The organism is Pseudomonas putida (assembly GCF_026625125.1).
GTDB lineage: Bacteria > Pseudomonadota > Gammaproteobacteria > Pseudomonadales > Pseudomonadaceae > Aquipseudomonas > Aquipseudomonas putida_X.
In genome coordinates this window covers 5,777,482-5,799,172 of record NZ_CP113097.1, presented here as the reverse complement: position 1 = coordinate 5,799,172, position 21,691 = coordinate 5,777,482, and the positions used below count along the sequence as shown (strand labels likewise).

Annotated in this window: 21 protein-coding genes; 10 read left to right on the top strand and 11 right to left on the bottom strand. The window is 60.5% G+C overall.

The window, feature by feature from the left end; all coding sequences use genetic code 11:
• Positions 1–93: 93 nt before the first annotated feature.
• Positions 94–474 (bottom strand): glutamine synthetase, encoded by a 381-nt coding sequence (locus OSW16_RS26650; protein ID WP_267819727.1) that lies wholly within the window; start codon positions 472–474, stop codon positions 94–96.
• A gap of 111 nt (positions 475–585) precedes the next feature.
• Between OSW16_RS26650 and zigA the strand changes: the two genes are divergently transcribed.
• The 3 genes from zigA to OSW16_RS26635 are packed head-to-tail and all read left to right on the top strand — an operon-like array spanning position 586 to position 3,428.
• The gene (zigA, locus tag OSW16_RS26645) at positions 586–1,794 is read left to right on the top strand and encodes a zinc metallochaperone GTPase ZigA (protein ID WP_267819724.1); all 1,209 of its coding nucleotides are present in this window, start codon (positions 586–588) and stop codon (positions 1,792–1,794) included.
• Positions 1,791–2,417, top strand: a complete 627-nt coding sequence (locus OSW16_RS26640) for a DUF1826 domain-containing protein (RefSeq protein ID WP_267819722.1) — start codon at positions 1,791–1,793, stop codon at positions 2,415–2,417. Before zigA ends, OSW16_RS26640 begins: the two co-directional genes overlap by 4 nt.
• Positions 2,418–2,456: 39 nt before the next feature.
• Positions 2,457–3,428 carry a CobW family GTP-binding protein gene (locus OSW16_RS26635; protein WP_267819720.1) on the top strand — a complete coding sequence of 324 codons (972 nt, stop codon included), beginning with the start codon at positions 2,457–2,459 and terminating at the stop codon, positions 3,426–3,428.
• On the opposite strand, the gene OSW16_RS26630 is transcribed toward OSW16_RS26635, so the two are convergent.
• The gene (locus tag OSW16_RS26630; protein WP_267819718.1) at positions 3,429–3,821 is read right to left on the bottom strand and encodes a DUF3301 domain-containing protein; all 393 of its coding nucleotides are present in this window, start codon (positions 3,819–3,821) and stop codon (positions 3,429–3,431) included.
• 120 nt (positions 3,822–3,941) lie between these two features.
• Here OSW16_RS26630 and pdxY point away from each other — a divergent pair, with 120 nt between their 5' ends.
• On the top strand, positions 3,942–4,814 hold the full coding sequence (gene pdxY, locus OSW16_RS26625; protein ID WP_267819716.1) for a pyridoxal kinase PdxY: 873 nt from the start codon (positions 3,942–3,944) through the stop codon (positions 4,812–4,814).
• Here pdxY and OSW16_RS26620 read toward each other — a convergent pair.
• The gene (locus tag OSW16_RS26620; RefSeq protein ID WP_241806836.1) at positions 4,811–5,296 is read right to left on the bottom strand and encodes an acyl-CoA thioesterase; all 486 of its coding nucleotides are present in this window, start codon (positions 5,294–5,296) and stop codon (positions 4,811–4,813) included. The two genes, pdxY and OSW16_RS26620, sit on opposite strands and share 4 nt — an antisense overlap.
• Positions 5,297–5,617: 321 nt before the next feature.
• Between OSW16_RS26620 and OSW16_RS26615 the strand changes: the two genes are divergently transcribed.
• Entirely contained in the window at positions 5,618–7,378 is a 1,761-nt protein-coding gene (locus OSW16_RS26615; protein WP_267819714.1) for a cation:proton antiporter, read from the top strand.
• A gap of 87 nt (positions 7,379–7,465) precedes the next feature.
• On the opposite strand, the gene OSW16_RS26610 is transcribed toward OSW16_RS26615, so the two are convergent.
• From OSW16_RS26610 to zwf, 5 genes are all read right to left on the bottom strand, one after another.
• On the bottom strand, positions 7,466–7,873 hold the full coding sequence (locus OSW16_RS26610; RefSeq protein ID WP_012316884.1) for an SMI1/KNR4 family protein: 408 nt from the start codon (positions 7,871–7,873) through the stop codon (positions 7,466–7,468).
• Positions 7,874–7,987: 114 nt separating this feature from the next.
• A complete protein-coding gene (locus OSW16_RS26605) occupies positions 7,988–8,842 on the bottom strand; it encodes a Tim44 domain-containing protein (RefSeq protein WP_241806833.1) in 855 nt (284 codons plus the stop codon).
• A gap of 120 nt (positions 8,843–8,962) precedes the next feature.
• Positions 8,963–11,152 (bottom strand): DNA helicase II, encoded by a 2,190-nt coding sequence (uvrD, locus tag OSW16_RS26600; protein WP_267819710.1) that lies wholly within the window; start codon positions 11,150–11,152, stop codon positions 8,963–8,965.
• A 135-nt stretch (positions 11,153–11,287) separates the two neighbouring features.
• Positions 11,288–11,605, bottom strand: coding sequence for a hypothetical protein (locus tag OSW16_RS26595; protein WP_267819708.1), 318 nt, complete (start codon positions 11,603–11,605; stop codon positions 11,288–11,290).
• A 141-nt stretch (positions 11,606–11,746) separates the two neighbouring features.
• Entirely contained in the window at positions 11,747–13,189 is a 1,443-nt protein-coding gene (gene zwf / locus OSW16_RS26590) for a glucose-6-phosphate dehydrogenase (RefSeq protein ID WP_267819706.1), read from the bottom strand.
• A 103-nt stretch (positions 13,190–13,292) separates the two neighbouring features.
• Between zwf and hexR the strand changes: the two genes are divergently transcribed.
• Both hexR and OSW16_RS26580 read left to right on the top strand, forming a co-directional pair.
• Positions 13,293–14,159 carry a transcriptional regulator HexR gene (gene hexR, locus OSW16_RS26585; RefSeq protein WP_012316879.1) on the top strand — a complete coding sequence of 289 codons (867 nt, stop codon included), beginning with the start codon at positions 13,293–13,295 and terminating at the stop codon, positions 14,157–14,159.
• A 112-nt stretch (positions 14,160–14,271) separates the two neighbouring features.
• Positions 14,272–14,490 carry a PA3496 family putative envelope integrity protein gene (locus OSW16_RS26580; protein ID WP_267819703.1) on the top strand — a complete coding sequence of 73 codons (219 nt, stop codon included), beginning with the start codon at positions 14,272–14,274 and terminating at the stop codon, positions 14,488–14,490.
• On the opposite strand, the gene OSW16_RS26575 is transcribed toward OSW16_RS26580, so the two are convergent.
• Positions 14,432–15,379: a LysR family transcriptional regulator gene (locus tag OSW16_RS26575; RefSeq protein ID WP_241806870.1), complete on the bottom strand. Its 948-nt coding sequence runs from the start codon at positions 15,377–15,379 to the stop codon at positions 14,432–14,434. The two genes, OSW16_RS26580 and OSW16_RS26575, sit on opposite strands and share 59 nt — an antisense overlap.
• A gap of 205 nt (positions 15,380–15,584) precedes the next feature.
• On the opposite strand from OSW16_RS26575, the gene OSW16_RS26570 reads away from it, so the two are divergent.
• Together OSW16_RS26570 and oadA are read left to right on the top strand one after the other, a co-directional pair.
• A complete protein-coding gene (locus OSW16_RS26570; RefSeq protein WP_012316877.1) occupies positions 15,585–17,000 on the top strand; it encodes an acetyl-CoA carboxylase biotin carboxylase subunit in 1,416 nt (471 codons plus the stop codon).
• Between the two features lie 98 nt (positions 17,001–17,098).
• Entirely contained in the window at positions 17,099–18,907 is a 1,809-nt protein-coding gene (oadA, locus tag OSW16_RS26565) for a sodium-extruding oxaloacetate decarboxylase subunit alpha (RefSeq protein WP_267819701.1), read from the top strand.
• Between the two features lie 138 nt (positions 18,908–19,045).
• Here oadA and OSW16_RS26560 read toward each other — a convergent pair whose 3' ends face one another.
• Both OSW16_RS26560 and OSW16_RS26555 read right to left on the bottom strand, forming a co-directional pair.
• On the bottom strand, positions 19,046–19,867 hold the full coding sequence (locus OSW16_RS26560) for an amino acid ABC transporter permease (RefSeq protein WP_267819699.1): 822 nt from the start codon (positions 19,865–19,867) through the stop codon (positions 19,046–19,048).
• Positions 19,864–20,685, bottom strand: coding sequence for an ABC transporter substrate-binding protein (locus OSW16_RS26555; RefSeq protein WP_267819697.1), 822 nt, complete (start codon positions 20,683–20,685; stop codon positions 19,864–19,866). Before OSW16_RS26555 ends, OSW16_RS26560 begins: the two co-directional genes overlap by 4 nt.
• Before the next feature lie 105 nt (positions 20,686–20,790).
• Between OSW16_RS26555 and OSW16_RS26550 the strand changes: the two genes are divergently transcribed.
• Positions 20,791–21,690 carry a homocysteine S-methyltransferase family protein gene (locus tag OSW16_RS26550; protein ID WP_267819695.1) on the top strand — a complete coding sequence of 300 codons (900 nt, stop codon included), beginning with the start codon at positions 20,791–20,793 and terminating at the stop codon, positions 21,688–21,690.
• Position 21,691: the final 1 nt, after the last annotated feature.

The following is a 21,691-nucleotide window of genomic DNA, read 5'->3' as shown; positions in this document are numbered from 1 at the left end:
CAATCATGCACCCAGGCCAGTGGCGTGCTGTGTCTCTGCGCGGAAATCGCTAGCGTCGGGCTAGATCAGCGTCAATGTCAGGCAAACGAACGATCACTGGCAGCCACCGACCAGGCTGCAACGCAGACTGAATCGTTCGCCGTTGGAGCTGGATACGCGGGTCAGGGAGGTCCAACCAACTCGGCGGCTATAGCCAACCCAGGCTTCACCATCGCTGGCCAGGCCGGTGAAGAATGTCAGCGCTCCATAGCGGCTGTTGGTTTGCGCCCATACGCGGTGCGTCGCACTATCGAAGCCGCGTAGGTAGATGTGGCTGCCCTCGGTACGCACGCTGTAGTAACTGCCAGTGGGGTCTTTACAGGCCACCAGCGTCGCGCTCCTCGTGCATGACGCCTGCGCGTTCTGCTGAGGTATCGCAAGCAACGGTGTTGGCGCAGCGAGCAGCAATAACAGTACTGCGGGTGACAGGTTCATTTTCCTTCCCGGGTAACCGTCCGACGAGAACGGCTTGGCGAAATTGTATTGTTACTTTATAACGTTGTGCAGTGCATCGTTTCGAATGCGTCCGCCTGTAGAGGATCCGCCATGACCAATCGACTTCCTGTCACTGTACTTTCCGGCTTTTTGGGTGCCGGTAAAAGCACCTTGCTCAACCATGTGCTGCGTAATCGCGACAACCTGCGTGTCGCCGTCATCGTCAATGACATGAGCGAAATCAACATTGATGCCAGTGAGGTCCAGCGTAATGTCAGCCTAAACCGAGCGGAAGAAAAGCTGGTTGAGATGAGCAACGGCTGCATCTGCTGCACCCTGCGCGAGGACCTGTTGGAGGAAGTCGCACGGCTGGCGGATGAAGGCCGGTTCGATTATCTGCTGATCGAGTCGACGGGCATCTCCGAGCCGCTTCCCGTCGCAGAGACGTTCACCTTCCGCGATGAGCAGGGCCGTAGCCTTAGCGACATGGCACGGCTGGACACCATGGTGACGGTTGTCGACGGCTTGAACTTCCTGCGCGATTACCAGGCCGCCGACAGCCTGGCCAGCCGTGGTGAAACCTTGGGCGATGACGATGAGCGTTCCATCAGCGACCTGTTGATCGAACAGGTGGAGTTCGCGGATGTGCTGCTGCTGAGCAAGATCGACCTGATCAGCCAGCATGAGCGCGAGGAGCTCATCGCGATTTTGCGCAGCCTCAATGCCCGGGCGAAGATTTTGCCGATGGTCATGGGCCAAGTGCCGCTGGCACAGATCCTGGATACCGGCCTTTTCGATTTCGAACAGGCTGCGCAGGCACCTGGATGGCTTCAGGAACTGCGCGGTGAACATGTGCCAGAAACCGAGGAATACGGCATTGCCGCTACCACCTGGCAAGCTCGCAGGCCGCTGCACCCGCAACGCTTTTTTGATTTCATCCACAAGCAATGGACCAATGGCCGGCTACTGCGCTCCAAAGGCTTTTTCTGGCTGGCCAGCAGGTTTCAGGAGGCCGGCAGCTGGTCGCAGGCTGGCGGCATGATGCGCTATGGCTTGGCCGGCCGGTGGTGGCGATTCGTGCCAAAGGAACATTGGCCGCAGGACGAACAGAGCTCTGCAGAAATTCTCAAACACTGGGTGCCTGAGAGTGGCGACTGCCGCCAGGAACTGGTGTTCATTGGGCAGAACATTGACTTCGTCCAGTTATCCACAGATCTGGATGCCTGTTTGTTGACCGATGATGAAATGGAAATGGGCCAGGCGGCCTGGCGGGACTTGCCGGATCCCTTCGGGCCCTGGCACGCCGAGGAGGCAGCATGACGCCCGCGGCTCAGCGTGTGGATATCCGCCAAGTCCATGGTGAATCGCCTCGGGTGCTCACCGACATTCTGCAAGACGGTGTCAACCTGGCAGTCTGGCAGCGACGCTTGCCTGCCCAGGTTGAAGACTTCGCGGCATTGGTAGTCAGCCTCGGCCAACCGTTCGCGGACCAGCGGGTCGTCGATGTGAATGAGTATGAGCCGCCAGTGCTACCAGATCTGTTGCGGGAAGCGGCCGATCTGCAGGGTTATGAGAGTTTCGTTGCAGATGTGTGCTGGCTGGTTTCGGCATATACATGTCTGGTGGGTGCCCGGCGCATCGGTCTGCGCCTGCGGGTGCTGCACAATGCGATGTGCCCGCGCTTCCATGTGGATAACGTGCCTGTGCGCCTGCTCACCACCTATGTGGGCTGCGGCAGCGAATGGCTGCCCGAAGGTGCCATCGAACGAGCGGGGTTGCAGCTCGCACCGGCACCTGTGGATAACATCCAGCGGTTGCAAGCGGGTGATGTCGCGCTGCTGAAGGGCGAAAAATGGTCTGGCAACGAAGGAGCAGGCCTGATCCATCGCTCGCCCGCTGGCCCTGGCCCGCGCCTGTTGCTCAGCCTTGACTGGTTGGCGTGACGGGGCATAGTGGGGTGAATTCCGACCTGAAGTAAGCGCATGCTGCAGAATATTCCTACTCACGTCATCGCTGGCCCCTTGGGTGCAGGCAAGACCAGCCTCATCCGCCAGCTGATGGCTCAGCGCCCTGCCGCCGAGCGTTGGGCGGTGCTGGTCAACGAGTTTGGCCAAGTCGGCCTGGATGCAGCGCTGCTCAGCTGTGATGAGGATGGTGTTGCCATTGCCGAAGTGGCGGGTGGGTGCCTGTGCTGCGTCAATGGCACACCGTTCCAGGTCGGGCTGGGGCGTCTGTTGCGCAAGGCCCAACCCGACCGGTTGTTCATTGAACCCTCTGGTCTTGGTCACCCCCTGCAGTTGATGACCCAATTGAATCAGGCACCTTGGGTTGGGGTTCTGGCGCTGCAGCCGATGGTGATGGTCTTGGATGCTCAAGCGCTGGCGCGAGGTGAGCCGTTACCCGATGCTCAATTGCAGGCTCTGCAAGCTGCCGGACTGGTGGTTTTCAACAAGAGCGCGGCTGTGGATGAAAATCGCAGGTTGTTGATAAGTAAGGAAATGTCAGCGGAACAGGGCGTTTGGACAGAGCAGGGGCTGCTGGCTGTATCCAGCCTTCCTCGTTCTTCCATAGACGCAGTGGGCGAGAGTTCTGTGGATAAGGCCGTTGTGGATAATCGCCAGCCGGCCCTCGGCACCCTGTGGATAGACCCTCGTCAACCCATCTGTCATGCACAGCAAGGCGAAGGTGGCTGGAGTGTCGGCTGGCGTTGGCACCCCAGTCAGCTATTCGATTCACAAGGCTTGCGTGGCATGCTCGACGCTTATTCATGGCGCCGGGCCAAGGGTGTTATCCACAGCCCGGAGAGTTGGCAGTCTTTCAACGGCCTTGACGGCAACCTGCCGGCTTGGCAGCCGAGCGAGTGGCGCAAGGATACGCGCATCGAACTGATTTTCGACCAGCCCCAAGACCTGCCAGCGCTGCAGACCGCGCTGGAGGGCTGTCGGGTGAGGTGATCAGTTGTGCCAGCGATTATGTTCCTGGCGCCATTGCTTCATTTCGATCACGTTGTCGGCCCGTGGCGGCGTATTGATCTCGAACGGGTAGGGCGCCAGTTCGATCTGCACGCTGTGAGCGCCAAACTGAGTCACCGTGCCTGGGTGGCGCAGTTCGCCGGTGACTGTGAACTCGAAGGCATACACACGGGCCAGGCGCTTTCTGCCCTTGGCATCGCGCAAAAATGCAATGCGCTTGAGCGCGACGGCGTCGTCGAGCAGCTCCAGATCCAGCTTTCCACAATGCTGTTTGACCCGTTCCAAGGCTTTCTCGCGCAGCCCGTGGTTGTGCCATAACCAAGCGCCTGCCGTGGCCACCAGCATCAGGACGAAGAGATTCTCCAGGGTCAACATTTACGTATGCTCCAAACAGGTCGATCCAGCTTAACTGCGTCCCTGGTCTGTCGTACAGGTGGCAATCGAGTTCATACTGCGCGACGCACAATCCCTGAAACAGCTTTGGAAAACGCCCGCATGAAACGTACCCCGCACCTGCTCGCCATTCAGTCCCACGTGGTGTTCGGCCACGCCGGCAACAGCGCCGCGGTGTTTCCAATGCAGCGTATCGGGGTCAATGTCTGGCCGCTCAATACCGTGCAGTTCTCCAACCACACTCAGTATGGCCAGTGGGCGGGCGAAGTGCTTGCTCCAGCGCAAATTCCTGCGTTGGTGGAAGGCATTTCCAACATCGGTGAACTGGGGCATTGCGATGCCATTCTCTCGGGCTATCTGGGTAGCGCCGAGCAGGGGCGGGCGATACTGGCGGGTGTCGAGCGGATCAAGGCCGTCAACCCAAAGGCGCTGTATCTGTGCGACCCGGTCATGGGGCATTCGGAGAAAGGGTGCATCGTGCCACAGGAGGTGAGCGAGTTCCTGCTGGACGATGCGGTTGCCCAGGCTGACATCCTGTGCCCCAACCAGCTGGAACTGGACAGTTTTTGTGGGCGGCGCGCGCAAAGCCTGGAAGATTGCGTGCATATGGCACGCGGCCTTCTTGAGCGCGGCCCGCAGGCTGTGCTGGTCAAGCACCTGGCCTACCCGGGGCGTTGCCCAGACACGTTCGAAATGTTGTTGGTCACCCGTGATCACAGCTGGCACTTGCGCCGCCCGCTGCTGGCTTTCCCTCGCCAGCCGGTCGGGGTGGGGGACTTGACCTCAGGGCTGTTCCTGGCCCGAGTGCTGTTGGGCGACAGTTGGGTACAAGCCTTTGAGTACACAGCGGCAGCTGTGCATGAGGTGCTGCTGGAAACCCAGGCCTGCGCCAGTTACGAACTGCAGCTGGTGCGGGCCCAGGACCGCATCGCTCACCCGCGTGTGCGCTTCGAGGCGCAACGCCTGGCGCTTTAAAGGGCGTCGGTCTTCAAATCCTGGTAACGCTTTTCCAGTTCCTGACGGATCTGCCGGCGTTGCTGGCCCTGGAGGAAGCGGCGCTTTTCTTCACTGGACTGCGGCTGACGCGCAGGGACCGGGACCGGGCGGCGGTTGTCGTCGACCGCGACCATGGTGAAAAAACAGCTGTTGGAATGACGCACCGAGCGTTCGCGAATGTTCTCGGTGACGACCTTGATGCCCACCTCCATGGAGGTAGTGCCGGTGTAGTTCACCGATGCCAGGAACGTGACGAGTTCGCCCACGTGCACCGGCTCGCGGAAAATCACCTGATCGACCGACAGGGTGACCACATAGCTGCCGGCATAGCGGCTAGCGCAGGCGTAGGCCACTTCATCGAGATACTTGAGCAAGGTGCCGCCATGTACGTTGCCCGAAAAGTTGGCCATGTCCGGGGTCATCAGTACGGTCATGCTCAGCTGGGCGTTTCCAGGTTCCATAGTGTGCTCACGGTGAGGTTGCGCTGAATCGGGGCGGGTATCTGCTGACACTTTCTGTTTCCCCTCTTGAAGTTTGCCTTCCTGATACGGGACGTTGACTGACGCTCCGTCGTCACGCCGATCATGCCATCAGCGGCCGTTGACCGGCCGATCTGTTTCTACATATTGCATCAGCAATATGCGGCGGGGTGCGATGTTAACCTGAGTACGCCCATGCAACATGGGCATTGCTGCATTCAATACAGCGTGTACTTGCCGCTCGCTCGGGTATGCCTTGGCAGAGGGGCGGTTTGCCCGGGCATCGAAAAGGAGTATCGCGCCATGCATGCCATCAGCTTCATCCAGGATCTTGCAGTGATCATGCTGGTCGCCGGGGTAGTGACGATTCTCTTTCATCGTTTCAAACAGCCAGTGGTGCTGGGCTACATCGTCGCCGGTTTCATCATCGGCCCACACACCCCGCCGTTCGGCCTGATTCACGATGAAGACACCATCAAGACCCTCGCCGAACTGGGCGTTATCTTCCTGATGTTCTGCCTGGGCCTTGAGTTCAGCCTGCGCAAGCTGTTCAAGGTGGGGGCCACGGCGTTCATTGCAGCGTTCCTGGAAATCGTCCTGATGATCTGGATCGGTTTCGAGATCGGCCGCTGGTTTGGCTGGAGCACCATGGATTCGCTGTTCCTCGGCGCGATCCTGGCGATTTCTTCGACCACCATCATCGTCAAGGCGCTCAATGACCTGAAGATGAAAAACGAGCGTTTCGCCCAACTCATCTTTGGCGTGCTGATCGTCGAGGATATCCTCGGCATCGGCATCATCGCCCTGCTGTCTGGCATTGCGGTCAGCGGTACGGTCAGTTCCGGGGAAGTCTTTTCCACCGTCGGCAAGCTTTCGCTGTTCATGATCGTGGCGCTGGTTATCGGCATTTTGCTGGTGCCGCGATTACTGGCCTACGTTGCGAAATTCGAGAGCAACGAGATGTTGCTGATCACCGTGCTGGGCCTGTGTTTCGGCTTCTGCCTGCTGGTGGTCAAACTCGAGTACAGCATGGTGCTGGGGGCGTTCCTGATCGGTGCGATCATGGCCGAATCCCGCCAGTTGCTGAAGATCGAACGGCTGATCGAGCCGGTGCGTGATTTGTTCAGCGCCATTTTCTTCGTCGCCATCGGCCTGATGATCGACCCGAACGTGCTGCTCGACTATGCCTGGCCGATCATGGTCATCACCGTTGCCGTGGTGCTGGGCAAGATGCTGTCTTGCGGTATGGGTGCGTTCATTGCCGGCAACGATGGCCGTACCTCGCTGCGGGTGGGCATGGGGCTATCCCAGATCGGCGAGTTCTCTTTCATCATTGCGGCCTTAGGTATGACGCTGCAAGTTACCAGCGACTTCCTTTATCCGGTTGCGGTGGCGGTTTCGGCCATCACCACGCTGCTTACGCCGTATCTGATCCGCGCGGCCGACCCGTTGTCGCTGAAGCTTGGCAACGTCATGCCCAGCCGGCTGTCACGCGTGCTTTCACTGTATGGCGAGTGGCTGCGCAGTATCCAGCCGCAAGGTGAGAGCGCGATGCTGGCTGCGATGATCCGGCGCATCCTGCTGCAGGTTGGTGTGAACCTGGCACTGGTGATCGCGATTTTCTTCAGTGGGGGGTATTTCGCCGTACGCATCGGCGCCTGGCTCAATGAGTGGGTCAGTGATGTCAGCCAGCAAAAGGCGCTAATCTGGGGGGGCGCGTTGTTGTTGTCGCTGCCCTTCCTTATCGCGGCCTATCGCAAGCTCAAGGCGTTGTCGATGTTGTTGGCGGAGATGGGCGTCAAGCCGGAAATGGCAGGGCGCCACACCCAGCGCGTTCGCCGTGTAGTGGCCGAAGTGATCCCGCTACTGTCACTGCTGGTCATCTTCCTGCTGCTGTCGGCGTTGTCGGCAAGCATCCTGCCGACCAGTGAATTACTGCTGATCATCGCCGTGGTGGCCGCGATGGTAGTGGCGGTGCTGTGGCGATGGTTCATCCGTGTGCATTCGCGGATGCAGATCGCCTTGCTGGAGACGCTGGAAAACAGCCGGGAAAATACGCACTGAGGGCTCTGTGCACGGGATTGCGGCAACCTGCGCAAAGGAGCGGTAACGATGTCGCCAGGCCACGAAGCCTGGCGACTGTGTGACTGATCAGCTTTCCAGCCAGACGTCCCGTGCCCAGTGCCAGACCGATTCCCAGCTGTCTTCGCCAACCCCTTCCTCGTCGCCATCCCACAGCACTACCGTGCCGTCTTCCTCGACGCAGTAGAAGTTGTCACCGTCCTGGCACAGCGGGATCAGGTCCCGCGGTACGCCGGCGTCCCAGGCATTGGCCGCCACATCGGGCAGGTAGGTATGGGACTGGGGATCGGTGACGGTCACTGGCTCCAGAGAGCCATACACCACGTCACTGACGGTCAAGAGGAACTCTTTGAACACGAACGGAATGTTGATGAACAGTTGTTCCTCGATCTCGACCAGTTGGTCCTCGTCGGGAAGCTCCAAGGGTACCGGCACCGGTTCATTGGCTTCACGGAGTTGTTCGATCACTTCTTCCACGGTTCATTTCCTCCAACCTTGATGTCATCGCTGCGCGTTATACCCTAGTAGGGCGGTCTGGCAAAAGCAAAAACCCCGGGGCTAGCCCGGGGTTTTTTGTGCAACGTGCGACGGTTAACCGTTTTGGCGGATACCGGCGACCAGCCAAGGCTGGTTCTCGCCCTGGGCACGAACCATGTGCCAGCTTTCGCTGAACGGTTCGCCCTGGTCGAAGCGCGAGGTCTTCGACACGCCACGGAAGGTCAGGGTGGCGTCGGTACGGTCGGCGCGATCGTCGACACCGTCCAGTTGCACATCGAGGTTATCGATGTAGGTCGCCTGGAAACCATCACCCAGGTCAGCACGCTCACGCTTGAGGAACTCCAGCATCTGCGGCGTGACGAACTCGGCGATCTTGTCCATCTCGTTGGCATCCCAGTGCTGCTGCAGCGCCTGGAAGTGGCTACGGGCTGCAGCCAGGAAGCTCTGCTCGTTGAACCAGGCCGGGGCATTGATGGCCGGTGCGGCTGGCGCTGCAGGTGCAGCCGAGCCACCGAAGATCGACGGCTGGGCAGGCTGGCCATGGGCTTCACGCTGGAACGGCGCATGGCCCGGAGCGGCCATTTGCGGCTGCTGCTGGCGGCGCCGTGCGGCGATGAAGCGGAACACCAGGAACGCGATCAGGGCGACGATCAGGAAGTCCATGATCTGCAGGCCCTCGAAGCCGTCACCCATGAACATGGAGGCCAGCAGGCCACCGGCGGCGAGGCCGGCCAATGGGCCCAGCCAGCGCGAAGCACCGCTGGCGGCGGCCGGGGCACGGCCAGGAGCGGTCGGTGCGGCGGCAGGCGTGGTTGGCGTAGCCTGGCGGGTCTGGTGGATTGGCGCGGAGCCCGAGCTCTTGCCGCCGCCGAAGCGCTTGGCGTTGGCGTCCAGGCTCAGCGTCAGGCCGACGCAAAGCGCCAGTGCGATGCTAAGAAAACGTTGCATAAATGGGATTTCCCCTGTTGTGGATTGCACGCGCGTCATGTTGCACAGGTTCCTGTGCACATGACCAGCGACATAATGTTTCCAGCTTTTGCCTAAATAGTTCAGCGCGCCCTGAAGGCCTCAGATAGCTTCGAGCTTGGCATAGCCGAGCATCAGCCACTTGCTGCCTTCGGCAAAGTTCACCTGCACACGGGCCTGTGCGCCGGAACCCTCGAAGTTGAGGATAACGCCTTCACCGAATACCGAATGCTGTACCCGCTGGCCTAGATTGAAAGCGGTCTGTGGAATGTTGGCATTGGCGAACATGCTGCTGGCGCTGGTGCTCTTGGCACCGCCGAACGGGCGGCTGACGCTGTTCGAAAGACGCACTTCCTGAACCAGGCCTGGTGGAATCTCCCGGACGAATCGTGACACCTTGTTGTAGGTCTCACTGCCATACAGCCGACGCGTTTCGGCATAGGTCATGAAGAGCTGGCGCATGGCACGGGTAATGCCCACGTACGCCAGGCGGCGTTCTTCTTCCAGGCGGCCTGGCTCTTCCAGGCTCATCTTGTGCGGGAACAGGCCTTCTTCCATGCCCACCAGGAACACGTAGGGGAACTCCAGGCCTTTGGCGCTGTGCAATGTCATCAGCTGAATGCTGTCTTCGTGCTCGTCAGCCTGGGCCTCGCCGGCTTCAAGCGAAGCATGACCGAGGAAGGCCGACAGAGGCGAAAGGTCGGCGTCATCGTCAGTGGCTTCGAAGTTGCGAGCGGCGCTTACCAGCTCCTCAAGGTTTTCTACCCGTGCCTGGCCCTTTTCACCCTTTTCTTCCTGGTGATAGATGATCAGACCGGACTGCTCGACGACTGTCTGCGTCATGGTATGCAGGGGCATGTCCGCGACTTTTCCAGCCAGGCTTTCAATCAGCTCGATGAACGCGCCCAGCGCACTGGCGGCCCGGCCTTTGAGGGCCTTGGCGGCGAGCAGTTGGCACATGGCTCCCCACATCGACAGTTGACTGTGGCGAGCATGTTCACGAATGGCCTCGACAGTTTTTTCGCCGATGCCACGCGGTGGCACATTGATGACCCTTTCGAGGGCGGCGTCGTTGCCACGGCCTTCTATCAAGCGCAGGTAGGCCATGGCGTTCTTGATCTCGGCGCGCTCGAAGAAGCGCTGGCCACCATAGATGCGGTAGGGGATGCGCTCGCGCAACAGGGCTTCTTCCAGCACCCGCGACTGGGCGTTGGAGCGATACAGGATGGCGATCTCGCTGCGCGAATGGCCTTGCTTGATCAGGCTCTCGATGGTCTCGACCACGTAGCGCGCTTCGTCATGCTCGTTGTAAGCCGCATAGAGGGTCAGAGGTTCTCCCTCGCCCAGGTCGGTCCACAGCTCTTTGCCCAAGCGGCCGCTGTTGTTTGCGATCAGCGCGTTGGCAGCTTTGAGAATACCCCCTGTGGAGCGGTAGTTCTGCTCCAGGCGGATCATCTCGGCGTCAGGGAAGTCAGCCGTGTACTGGTGGATGTTTTCAATCTTGGCGCCGCGCCAGCCGTAAATCGACTGGTCGTCGTCGCCCACCGCCATCAAGCTGCCGCCGTCCTTGCCTGCCAGCAGTCGTAGCCAGGCGTACTGCACGGCGTTGGTGTCCTGGAACTCGTCCACCAGCAGGTGGCGGAAGCGCCGCTGGTAGTGTTCGAGCAGGCTCGGGTGGTCGCGCCACAAGTCCAAGGCACGCAGCAGCAGTTCGGAGAAGTCGATCACCCCGGCGCGTTCGCAGGCCTGTTCGTAGGCTTCATAGATGCTACGCATGGTCCCCAGGAACAGATCGCCGCCGGCCTGGATATGCTGCGGCCGCAGGCCTTCGTCCTTCTGCCCGTTGATGAACCACTGTGCCTGGCGCGCGGGCCAGCGCTGCTCGTCCAGACCCAGCTCGCGGATCACCCGCTTGACCAGGCGCTGCTGGTCGTCACTGTCGAGGATCTGGAAGTTCTGTACCAGGCGCGCTTCCTGCCAATGGGCGCGCAACAAGCGGTGCGCCAGGCCGTGGAAGGTCCCCACCCACATGCCGGCCGGGTTGATGCCCAGCAATTGCTCGATGCGCTGGCGCATTTCAGCGGCGGCCTTGTTGGTGAAGGTCACCGACAGGATCGAGTGCGGTGAGGCCTGCTCGACCTGGATCAGCCAGGCGATGCGATGCACCAGCACGCGGGTTTTACCGGAACCGGCGCCAGCAAGCACCAGCTGACGCCCGAGCGAGGCCGCGACGGCCTGGCGTTGGGCATCGTTGAGGGAGTTCAGCAGGAGGGAGAGGTCATCTGTGTGCATCCGGCCATTCTAGGGGCAGGCCGGTTACGGGGCAAACGCCTACTGTATAAATATTCACCTTCGAGGGCTGTCGCTCATCGGGTTCTGGCTACAGCACAATGCCAAACCGCTCGCAGCGGTCTGGCATTGTCAGGCTCAGTCGTTGACTACACGGTGCCCGATCTCGAACATTTGCGGACCGTCGTCCTTGATGATTTCCAGCCTTGTCCACGAGCTCGCACGTTCGCGCCGGAAAAATACTGGTTTCTCGGTAAGGACCTGCAGGTTGATCTCCCCGTTGTCCACCAGATGCAGCTCAAGCACTTCCCAGCCACCTCGGTGACGTACCCTGGGTTCTATCAGCACAGGCACAATACCCGGGTGGCCAACGGTCACCGTTCCCCGAACTTCAAAGCAGGCTGGTTGGCCTGGCGCTTCAATGTTGTACGCTTGCAGGTTTTCAATTTTGCTCATAATGGATCCTTGTCAGTTGAGTTTGCGCCCAATGGCGCAATGCAACTTTCTCCACTGCAAGGGAGCATTTGAACGGGGACGGCGTTCTTCTGTGCCAACGTTTGCCGCCACCTTCATGCTTGGGTGAAATCGGCAATGGCTTCAGCTGTGCCAGGTTCTGCCCTGGTGTGCCAGCAGGCTGTTGGCTTGATCCGGGCCTGTGCTACCTGCGGCATAGTGGCGGGGTGCCTGAAAATGATCCTCCCAGCCCTGGATGATCGGGTCTATCCAGGCCCATGCCGCTTCAACTTCGTCGCGCCGCATGAACAGGGTAGAGTCCCCCTCGAGTACATCCAGCAGCAAGCGCTCGTAGGCCTCCCAGCGACGGGTCTGGCCGAACACCTGCGCCAGGTTCAGGTCGAGGTCGACCGGCTCCAGGCGCATGCCCTTGCCCGGGCTCTTGGTCATCATGCGCAGGCTGATGCGCTCGTCTGGCTGCAACTGGATCAGTAGCTGGTTGACCTGGCCACCGCTGAACAGCTCATGCGGCACGGGCTTGAACTGGATGACGATCTGCGACGAGCGCCGTGCCATGCGTTTGCCGGTGCGCAGATAGAAAGGCACGCCAGCCCAGCGCCAATTGTCGATGTGGGCGTGGACGGCGACGAATGTTTCAGTGTCGCTGTCATTGTCCACGTCCTTCTCGAAGTAGTAGGCGGGCACCTCCTGGCCGCCGATGTGCCCGGCACCGTACTGACCGCGCACGGTCTTGTCCTGAACGTCCTGGCCGCTGATCGGCTTGAGAGCGCGCAGAATCTTGACCTTCTCGTCGCGGACCGCCTCGGCCTCGAACTGCGCGGGCGGCTCCATGGCTACCAGGCACAGCAGCTGCAACAGGTGGTTCTGCAGCATGTCGCGGGTGGCACCGGCCCGGTCGTAGTAGCCGCCTCTGTTTTCTACACCGAGGGTTTCACACACACTGATCTGCACATGATCGACCTGTCCGTTGCGCCACACCGGCTCCAGCAACGCGTTGGCGAACCGCAGGGCCATGAGGTTCTGCACGGTCTCCTTGCCCAGGTAGTGATCGATGCGAAACACCTGCGATTCCTCGAACACCGCACCGATCGCTTCGTTGATGGCGGTGGCTGACTCAAGCGAATGGCCGATCGGCTTCTCCAGCACGATGCGTGCCTCGTGGTCGGCCAGCCCCGCCACCCGCAGGTGGTTGGCAATCGGCACGAACAGATTGGGCGCGGTGGCAAGGTAATAGATGCGGGTCAGCCCGCCGGGCTCGCCGAGGTAGCGGGCCAGGCGCCCGAAGTCGGCGCTTTGCGCGGCGTCCATGGGAAAGTAGTCAAGGCGTGCGCAAAAGCGTTGCCACACCTCTTCGTCGAACTCACTCCGGGCGATCTGCGCCCGGCAATGGCGTTCGGCGAGCTTCAAATAGTCGCTGCGCGACAGGTTGCGACGGGCCAGGGCAATGATGCGCACGGCAATGTTCAGACGTGCCTCGCGATACAGGTGATAGAGCGCCGGTAGCAGTTTGTGCAGGGCCAGATCGCCAGTGCCACCGAATACCAGAATGTCGCAAGGAATAGTCAAACCACCACTCTCCACGTTCGTTTAACTGGGCGGGTTGGCGTCCATGTAGTATAACTACAAGAAAGCTACATCCCGGCCAGCCGATCATAACCGAGTCCAGCCCGTGAATCTGTTGCAACATATCGCCCAATCGCGCCACCTGCTGCGCAAATCGGAACTGAAAGTGGCCGACCACGTGCTGCTGGACCCGGCCGCCGTCATGCACAGTTCGATGGCGGACCTTGCACACAGCGTGGGTATCAGCGAGCCGACCATCGTGCGATTTTGCCGGGCGATCGGCTGTTCAGGTTTTCAGGACCTCAAGCTCAAGCTGGCGCAGAGCCTGGCTGCCGGCGCCAGCTTCGGGCAGTTCGCCATCCATGAAGACGACTCGGTTGCCGATTACAGCCTGAAGATTTTCGACACGACCTTGCACACCCTGATGGAAGTGCGAGAGCACCTCGACCCGCACGCGTTGCAGCAGGCAGTGAGTGCCATGGCGCAGGCGCAACGTGTGGAGTTCTATGGTTTTGGTGCATCCGGCGCGGTTGCTGCCGACGCGCAGCACAAGTTTTTCCGCCTGTTGCTCAGTGCCGCCGCCTACTCCGACCCGCACATGCAGGCCATGTCGGCGGTGACCCTCAAGCCGGGTGACGTGGCGGTGTGCATTTCCCAGTCCGGGCGTTCCAAAGACCTTTTGATCACCGCCAACCTCGTGCGTGAGAGCGGCGCCAACCTGATCACCCTGTGCCCCAGCCAGACCCCGCTGGCCGAGCTTTCGACTGTCAACCTGGCGATCGATGTGCATGAAGACACGGAAATCTACACCCCGCTGACCTCGCGTATCGCCCACCTGGTAGTCATCGACGTGCTCGCCATGGGCGTAGCCATGGCCCGTGGGCCAAGCCTGGTCAATCACCTCAAGAGTGTGAAGCGCAGCTTGCGCAGCCTGCGTTTGTCCCCCAAGTCGATCAAGGCGATGGATGACTGATCGACCCTTGCGCAAGGGGCTGCAAATTTCATCGATTTGTCACCAATCCTCAGCAGAACGGTAAAGCATTCAAGCGAGTCTGAACTCCCCGCACTCGATCAGGGAGACAGACATGGCTCGTGATTTCGATGGCTCTTACCTACCTAGCGCCAAGGCTCGCAAACAGCAGGAAAAAGATCAGCGCCGCATGGAGTACCGCCGTGCGATCGAAAGCTACTGCGACCAACGACAACTGCTGCGCGACCTCGCGGATTACCCGGAGTTGCAGGCCCTCACGGTGTGGCAGACTTCAGCGGCAAATTCCCCGAAAAGCGCTCAACGAGCGCGCTGATCAGCGCACGTTCGCTGCGGATGAATGCCAAAAAGGCCAAGGCTACCGGTGACTGCCGCTTGGCCTTTGCCTGCACCACACACCAGCTGCGGTACAGCGGCAGTTCCTCCACCGGCAACTCTTTCAGCACGCCCATGGCCAGTTCCATGTTCACGGCATGGCGGGTCAGCAAGGCAATGCCTAGGCCGGCGATGACGCATTCGCGCTGGGCATCGGCCGAGGCTACCTCCAGCGTCTGGGTGAAGTGCACACGCTTGTCCTTGAAGTACTCTTCACAGGCTTTGCGGGTGCCTGAGCCCTGTTCACGGACCAGCAGGGTATGAGGCTCCAGGTCCTGCAGGCGCAAGTGCTCGAGTTTGCACAACGCATGGTCCGGCGGCGCCACGGCGATGATCGGGTTGTTGAGAAACGGCAGAAACTCCAGGCCCATGTCCTGCGGCACCATAGACATGATGATCAGGTCGTCACGGTTATCGGAAAGGCGCCGGATCGCTTGGGCGCGGTTGACGACGGTAAGGGTCAGGTTGACCTCAGGGTGACGTTGCTTGAAGGCGGCGAACAGGTGAGGAACGAAGTATTTGGCGCTGGATTCGATCGCCAGTTTCAGTTGCCCTTGCAGTGAGCCCTGCATGTCCGAAAGCTGCATGTCGAGGCTTTCCAGGCGCCCGAAAATATCCCGACTGGCGCGCTGCAGCGCCTCGGCGGCTTCGGTCAGGTAAAGCTTCTTGCCGACGTATTCGAACAGCGGCTGCCCCACCAGCTCTTCCAGCTGACGAATTTGCAGACTAACGGCGGGTTGCGTCAGCGCCATTTCTTCGGCGGCGCGGCTGTACGAGCGCAAATCGCACACCTCATTGAAGACCTGTAGCTGACGCAATGTCATACGCATCAAGGACTTACGCATTTTTATTATGGGCTCCGGTAAAACCTTGTTACCTAACTATAAGCTTTTGCTAATACAGCCCCTAACAAATATTGATTTTTGTTTATCGACCTACAGCGCTAGGGTGAATATGCGACTGGCCAACGACACTTGGTCACGCGCCGACCGGTAGAACCGGCTCGATTGTTCCTACGGCTTTGGGAAGACTCCAGTGATAAAAAAAATCCTGATCGCCAACCGGGGTGAAATCGCAGTTCGCATCGTGCGTGCCTGCGCTGAGATGGGCATTCGCTCTGTCGCGATCTATTCCGACGCCGACCGTCACGCTTTGCACGTCAAGCGCGCTGACGAGGCCTACAGCATTGGTGCCGAGCCGCTGGCGGGCTACCTGAACCCGCGCAAGCTGGTGAACCTCGCTGTGGAAACCGGCTGTGATGCCCTGCACCCGGGCTACGGTTTCCTGTCGGAAAACGCGGAGCTGGCAGAGATCTGCGCCGAGCGCGGTATCAAGTTCATCGGCCCTGCCGCTGAAGTCATTCGCCGGATGGGCGACAAGACAGAAGCGCGCCGCACCATGATTCAGGCCGGCGTGCCCGTGACCCCAGGCACCGAAGGCAACGTTGCCGACATTCACGAAGCGCTGAGCGAAGGCGAGCGTATCGGTTACCCGGTGATGCTCAAGGCCACCTCCGGCGGTGGCGGCCGGGGCATTCGCCGTTGCAATAGCCGTGAAGAGCTGGAGCAGAATTTCCCCCGCGTCATCTCCGAAGCGACCAAGGCCTTTGGTTCAGCGGAAGTGTTCCTGGAAAAGTGCATCGTCAACCCCAAGCACATCGAGGCGCAGATCCTGGGCGACAGCTTCGGCAATGTGGTGCACCTGTTCGAGCGTGATTGCTCGATCCAGCGCCGCAACCAGAAGCTCATCGAAATTGCCCCAAGCCCTCAACTCACGCCCGAACAACGTGCCTACATCGGTGACCTGGCGGTCCGTGCAGCCAAGGCTGTGAACTACGAGAACGCCGGGACTGTGGAGTTCCTGCTCGCCGATGGCGAGGTGTACTTCATGGAAATGAACACCCGCGTGCAGGTCGAGCACACCATTACCGAAGAAATCACCGGTATCGATGTGGTTCGCGAGCAGATCCGCATCGCCTCGGGCCTGCCGCTGTCGGTCAAGCAGGAAGACATTCAGCACCGCGGCTACGCGTTGCAGTTCCGCATCAACGCTGAAGACCCGAAGAACAACTTTCTGCCCAGCTTCGGCAAGATCACCCGCTACTACGCCCCAGGCGGCCCGGGTGTGCGCACCGATACAGCGATCTACACCGGTTACACCATCCCACCGTTCTATGACTCCATGTGCCTGAAACTGGTGGTATGGGCGTTGACCTGGGAAGAGGCCATGGATCGCGGTCTGCGGGCCCTTGACGACATGCGCGTGCAAGGGGTGAAGACCACCGCCGCGTACTACCAGGAAATCCTGCGCAATCCGGAATTCCGTAGCGGCCAGTTCAACACCAGCTTCGTCGAAAGCCACCCTGAACTGACCAACTACTCGATCAAGCGCAAACCCGAAGAGCTGGCCCTGGCCATCGCCGCCGCCATCGCCGCCCACGCAGGCCTATGAATGCAGCTGCAAGCTGTGAGCGACCCGCTGCAAGCTGAAGCGAATCGGCTTTATCTTGCGGCCTGTAGCTTGAAGCTTGTCGCCATGAGGAGATAAGAATGTCCAAGAAGATTTTTGTTACCGACACAATCCTGCGTGACGCCCATCAGTCCCTGCTGGCTACCCGCATGCGTACCGACGACATGCTGCCGATCTGCGACAAGCTCGACAAGGTCGGCTACTGGTCGCTGGAAGTCTGGGGCGGCGCCACGTTCGATGCCTGCGTGCGCTTCCTCAAGGAAGACCCGTGGGAGCGCCTGCGCAAACTGCGCAATGCGCTGCCCAACACCCGCTTGCAGATGCTGCTGCGCGGGCAGAACCTGCTGGGCTACCGCCACTACAGCGATGACGTGGTCAAGGCGTTCGTCGCCAAAGCGGCGGTCAACGGTATCGATGTGTTCCGCATCTTCGATGCCATGAACGACGTGCGCAACCTGCGCGTGGCCATCGAGGCGGTCAAGGCTGCTGGTAAGCACGCCCAAGGTACCATCGCTTACACCACCAGCCCCGTGCACACCATCGAAGCCTTCGTTAACCAGGCCAAGCAGATGGAAGCCATGGGTTGCGACTCGGTAGCGATCAAGGACATGGCTGGCCTTCTGACCCCGTATGCCACCGGCGAGCTGGTCAAGGCGCTGAAGGCCGAGCAGTCGCTGCCGGTGTTCATCCATTCCCACGATACTGCAGGCCTGGCCGCCATGTGCCAGCTCAAGGCTGTGGAAAACGGTGCAGACCATATCGACACCGCCATTTCGAGCTTCGCCTGGGGCACCAGCCACCCGGGTACCGAATCGATGGTCGCCGCGCTCAAGGGCAGCGAGTTCGATACCGGTCTGGACCTGGAACTGCTGCAGGAAATCGGCCTGTACTTCTATGCCGTGCGCAAGAAGTACCACCAGTTCGAAAGCGAGTTCACTGCGGTGGACACCCGCGTGCAGGTCAACCAAGTGCCAGGCGGGATGATTTCCAACCTTGCCAACCAGCTCAAGGAGCAGGGCGCGCTCAACCGCATGAACGAAGTGCTGGCCGAAATCCCACGGGTGCGAGAAGACCTGGGCTTCCCACCGCTGGTGACCCCGACCTCGCAGATCGTCGGTACCCAGGCGTTCTTCAACGTACTGGCCGGCGAACGCTACAAGACCATCACCAACGAAGTGAAGCTGTACCTGCAGGGCGGTTATGGCAAAGCGCCGGGTGTGGTCAACGAGCAACTGCGCCGCCAGGCGATCGGCAGCGAAGACGTGATCGATGTGCGCCCGGCCGATCTTCTCAAGCCGGAAATGACCAAACTGCGTGCCGATATCGGCGCCTTGGCGCGCAGCGAGGAAGATGTGCTCACCTTCGCCATGTTCCCGGATATTGGCCGTAAGTTCCTCGAGGAGCGTGAAGCCGGCACCCTGACGCCCGAAGCGCTGCTGCCGATCCCGGAAGCCGGTGCAGTCGCCGCCCCGGGTGGGGAAGGCGTGCCGACCGAGTTCGTCATCGACGTGCACGGTGAAACCTACCGCGTCGACATCACTGGCGTTGGCGTCAAGGCAGAAGGCAAACGCCACTTCTACCTGTCGATCGACGGCATGCCGGAAGAAGTGGTGTTCGAGCCCCTCAACGAATTTGTCGGCGGCGGCAGCAGCAAGCGAAAGCAGGCCAGCGCGCCAGGCCACGTCAGCACGACCATGCCGGGCAACATCGTCGATGTGCTGGTCAAGGAAGGCGACACCGTCAAGGCCGGCCAGGCGGTGCTGATCACCGAAGCGATGAAGATGGAAACCGAAGTGCAGGCGGCCATCGCCGGCAAGGTCGTAGCCATCCACGTGGCCAAGGGCGATCGCGTGACGCCGGGTGAGATCCTGATCGAGATCGAGGGCTGACATAAGCCCTCATCTACAAGCGGTTAACCTCTGGGGAGCGGATGCTCCCCTTTTTTTTTGCGTGGCTGTCAGGCCCTTGGCGAAGCGCGCGGCGCTCGATCTCAAGGCCAGTTCACGCATCACTCGGCGCAGCTGGGCCTAGCGCTGATAGCCCTTGCCAAAATGCCGCTCCAGCCTGGCCTGGGCCAGTTCGAGCAGGATCGACAACACCCAGTAGATCACCGCAGCTGTCGTCAGCATCTCCAGGTAGCGATAGCTTGAGCGGCCATACGACTGGGCCAGGAACATCACTTCCCAGACACCCATCACCGAAATCAGCGACGAGTCCTTGAGCATCGAGATGAACTGGTTGGCGGTCGGCGGGATGATGGTGCGCATGGCCTGCGGCAGGGTGATGTGCCAGAAGATCGCCACCGGGCGCATGCCCAGGGCGAGCGCTGCCTGGCGCTGGCCCACGGCAACGCCAATGATGCCGGCCCGGAAGATTTCGCTCAGGTAAGCACCATAGTTGAGCGACAGGGCGATGATGCCCGCTGCAATTGCACCTGGCACCAGGCCCACTTGGGGCAAGCCGAGGTAGATCAACAGGATCTGGATCAGCAGTGGCGTGCCGCGGAAGAACGAGGTGTAGAAGCTGGCCACGCCGAACAGTAGCGCGCTGTTTGACAACCGCGCCAGGGCGGCGGCAAAGCCCAGCAGCACCGATACCACCATGGAGCACAAGCACAGGAACAGGGTCAGCGCAGCGCCCTGGAGGAAACCGTTGGGCCCTAACTTGAAGCCTGCCAGGTTGGGGAATTTCTCGACGATGATCGAGAAATTCAGATCAAAACTGAGAAAGAAGCCCACGAACAGCAGCAGCAACACCAGCCACGTCAGGTACAGACGGGTGCGAAAGCCGAAAAGGCTTGAACCCGTCGAGGCGGCGACGGGTTTGGGGGCAGGTTGATGGGCGCTCATTTACTGATGTCGGCGCCGATCCACTTCTGCGACAGCTTGGCCAGCGTGCCATCGGCCTTCAGCTCGGCGAACACCTGGCGCAGCTTGGCGTCCCACTCCGGGTCGCCTTTCTCGATGGCGACCGCGTTGGGCTCTTCATACAGCGGCTCGCCTGCCAGTTTGAAGCGCTTGTCCTGGTCCAGGCGTGGTTGCGCGGTCACCAGGTTGGTCAGGATCGCATCCAGGCGCACGCCTGCTCCTAGGCCGAGGTCCTGGAAGGCGACGTTGTCGGTGTCATAGGGGGCAATCTGGACAAAATCGAAGGGGTACTCGATTTTCTGGTCTTCCGCGCCTTCGATGACCAGGTTCTTGTTCAGGTAGCTCTCGTAGCTGGAGGCACTGGTCAGGCCGACCTTGAGGCCGTTGAGGTCCTTGGCCGAGTGAATCCGCTCATCCTTGGCATTGACCACGATCACCGCAGGCGAAGCGTAGTACTCGACCGGGAAATCGAACACCTGGGCGCGCGCCTTGCTTGGCGTCATCGAACAGATGCACAGGTCGTAGCGACCACTCCAGCGGCCCGCGGCAATGACATCCCAGGAGGGTGTTTCCAGCCGCAGCTTTACGCCGAGCTTGGCCGCGACCGCCTTGGCGACATCGACGTCAAAACCATCGAGCTGGTTCTGGTCATTGAGGAAGGAGAACGGTGGGTAGCTCTCCATCAATACGTTGACGACTTCCTTGCGCGACTCGACGCGGTCCAGTGTGGCACCGGCAAAGGCTGCAGAGGTGGCGCTGAGGGCCAGAAGGCCTGCGCAAAGCAAGGAGGGCAAACGCATGAAGACACCTGAAAAAGTTGTTAAGAAACCAGATTTCGATATTTAATAGTTATAAGTTTAAAGCCACCAGTGAATATTATTCATATCAATATAAGCGGAAGTTATATGGGCGACCGGACGTTGGAAATTCTTGATGGCGGTATGGGTCGGGAGCTGCAGCGCCGAGGCGCGCCGTTCCGCCAGCCGGAGTGGTCGGCACTTGCACTGAGCGAAGCGCCGGACGCCGTAGTGGCGGTGCATGCCGCTTATATCGAAGCGGGTGCCGGGGTGATCACCAGCAACAGTTATGCGGTGGTGCCATTCCACATTGGTGAAGACCGCTTCGCCGATGAAGGCTTCGCCCTGGCCGCCACCGCTGGTCAGCTGGCGCGTACGGCGGCGGATGCCAGCCCACGGCCAGTGCGAGTCGCTGGTTCATTGCCACCGCTGTTCGGCTCCTACCGCCCTGACCTGTTCGAGCCGCAGCGCGTGGCTGAGGTCCTGCTCCCTTTGGTGGTGGGCTTGGCCCCGTATGTGGATCTGTGGCTGGCCGAGACCCAGAGTGCCATCGCAGAAGTGCAGGCAATTGCCGCCCAGCTGCCTGCAGATGGCAAGCCGCTGTGGGTGTCGTTCACCTTGCAGGATGAAGAGGTCGGCGACGTACCGATGCTGCGCTCTGGTGAAACTGTGAGCGCAGCTGCCGAAGCGGTGGTAACGCTGGGCGTCAAAGCCATGCTGTTCAACTGCAGCCAGCCGGAAGTGATCGGTGCTGCCATCGACGCCGCGCGCGAAGTGTTCGAGCGCCAGGGTGTGGATATCGCCATCGGCGCCTATGCCAACGCGTTCCCGCCGCAACCCAAGGACGCCACCGCCAACGATGGCCTGGATGAGTTGCGCGAAGACCTCGACCCGCCGGGTTACCTGAGCTGGGCCCAGGACTGGCGCCAGCGTGGTGCCAGCCTGCTTGGCGGATGCTGTGGCATCGGCCCAGAGCACATCGCTGAGCTCAAGCGTAACCTGAGCTGAA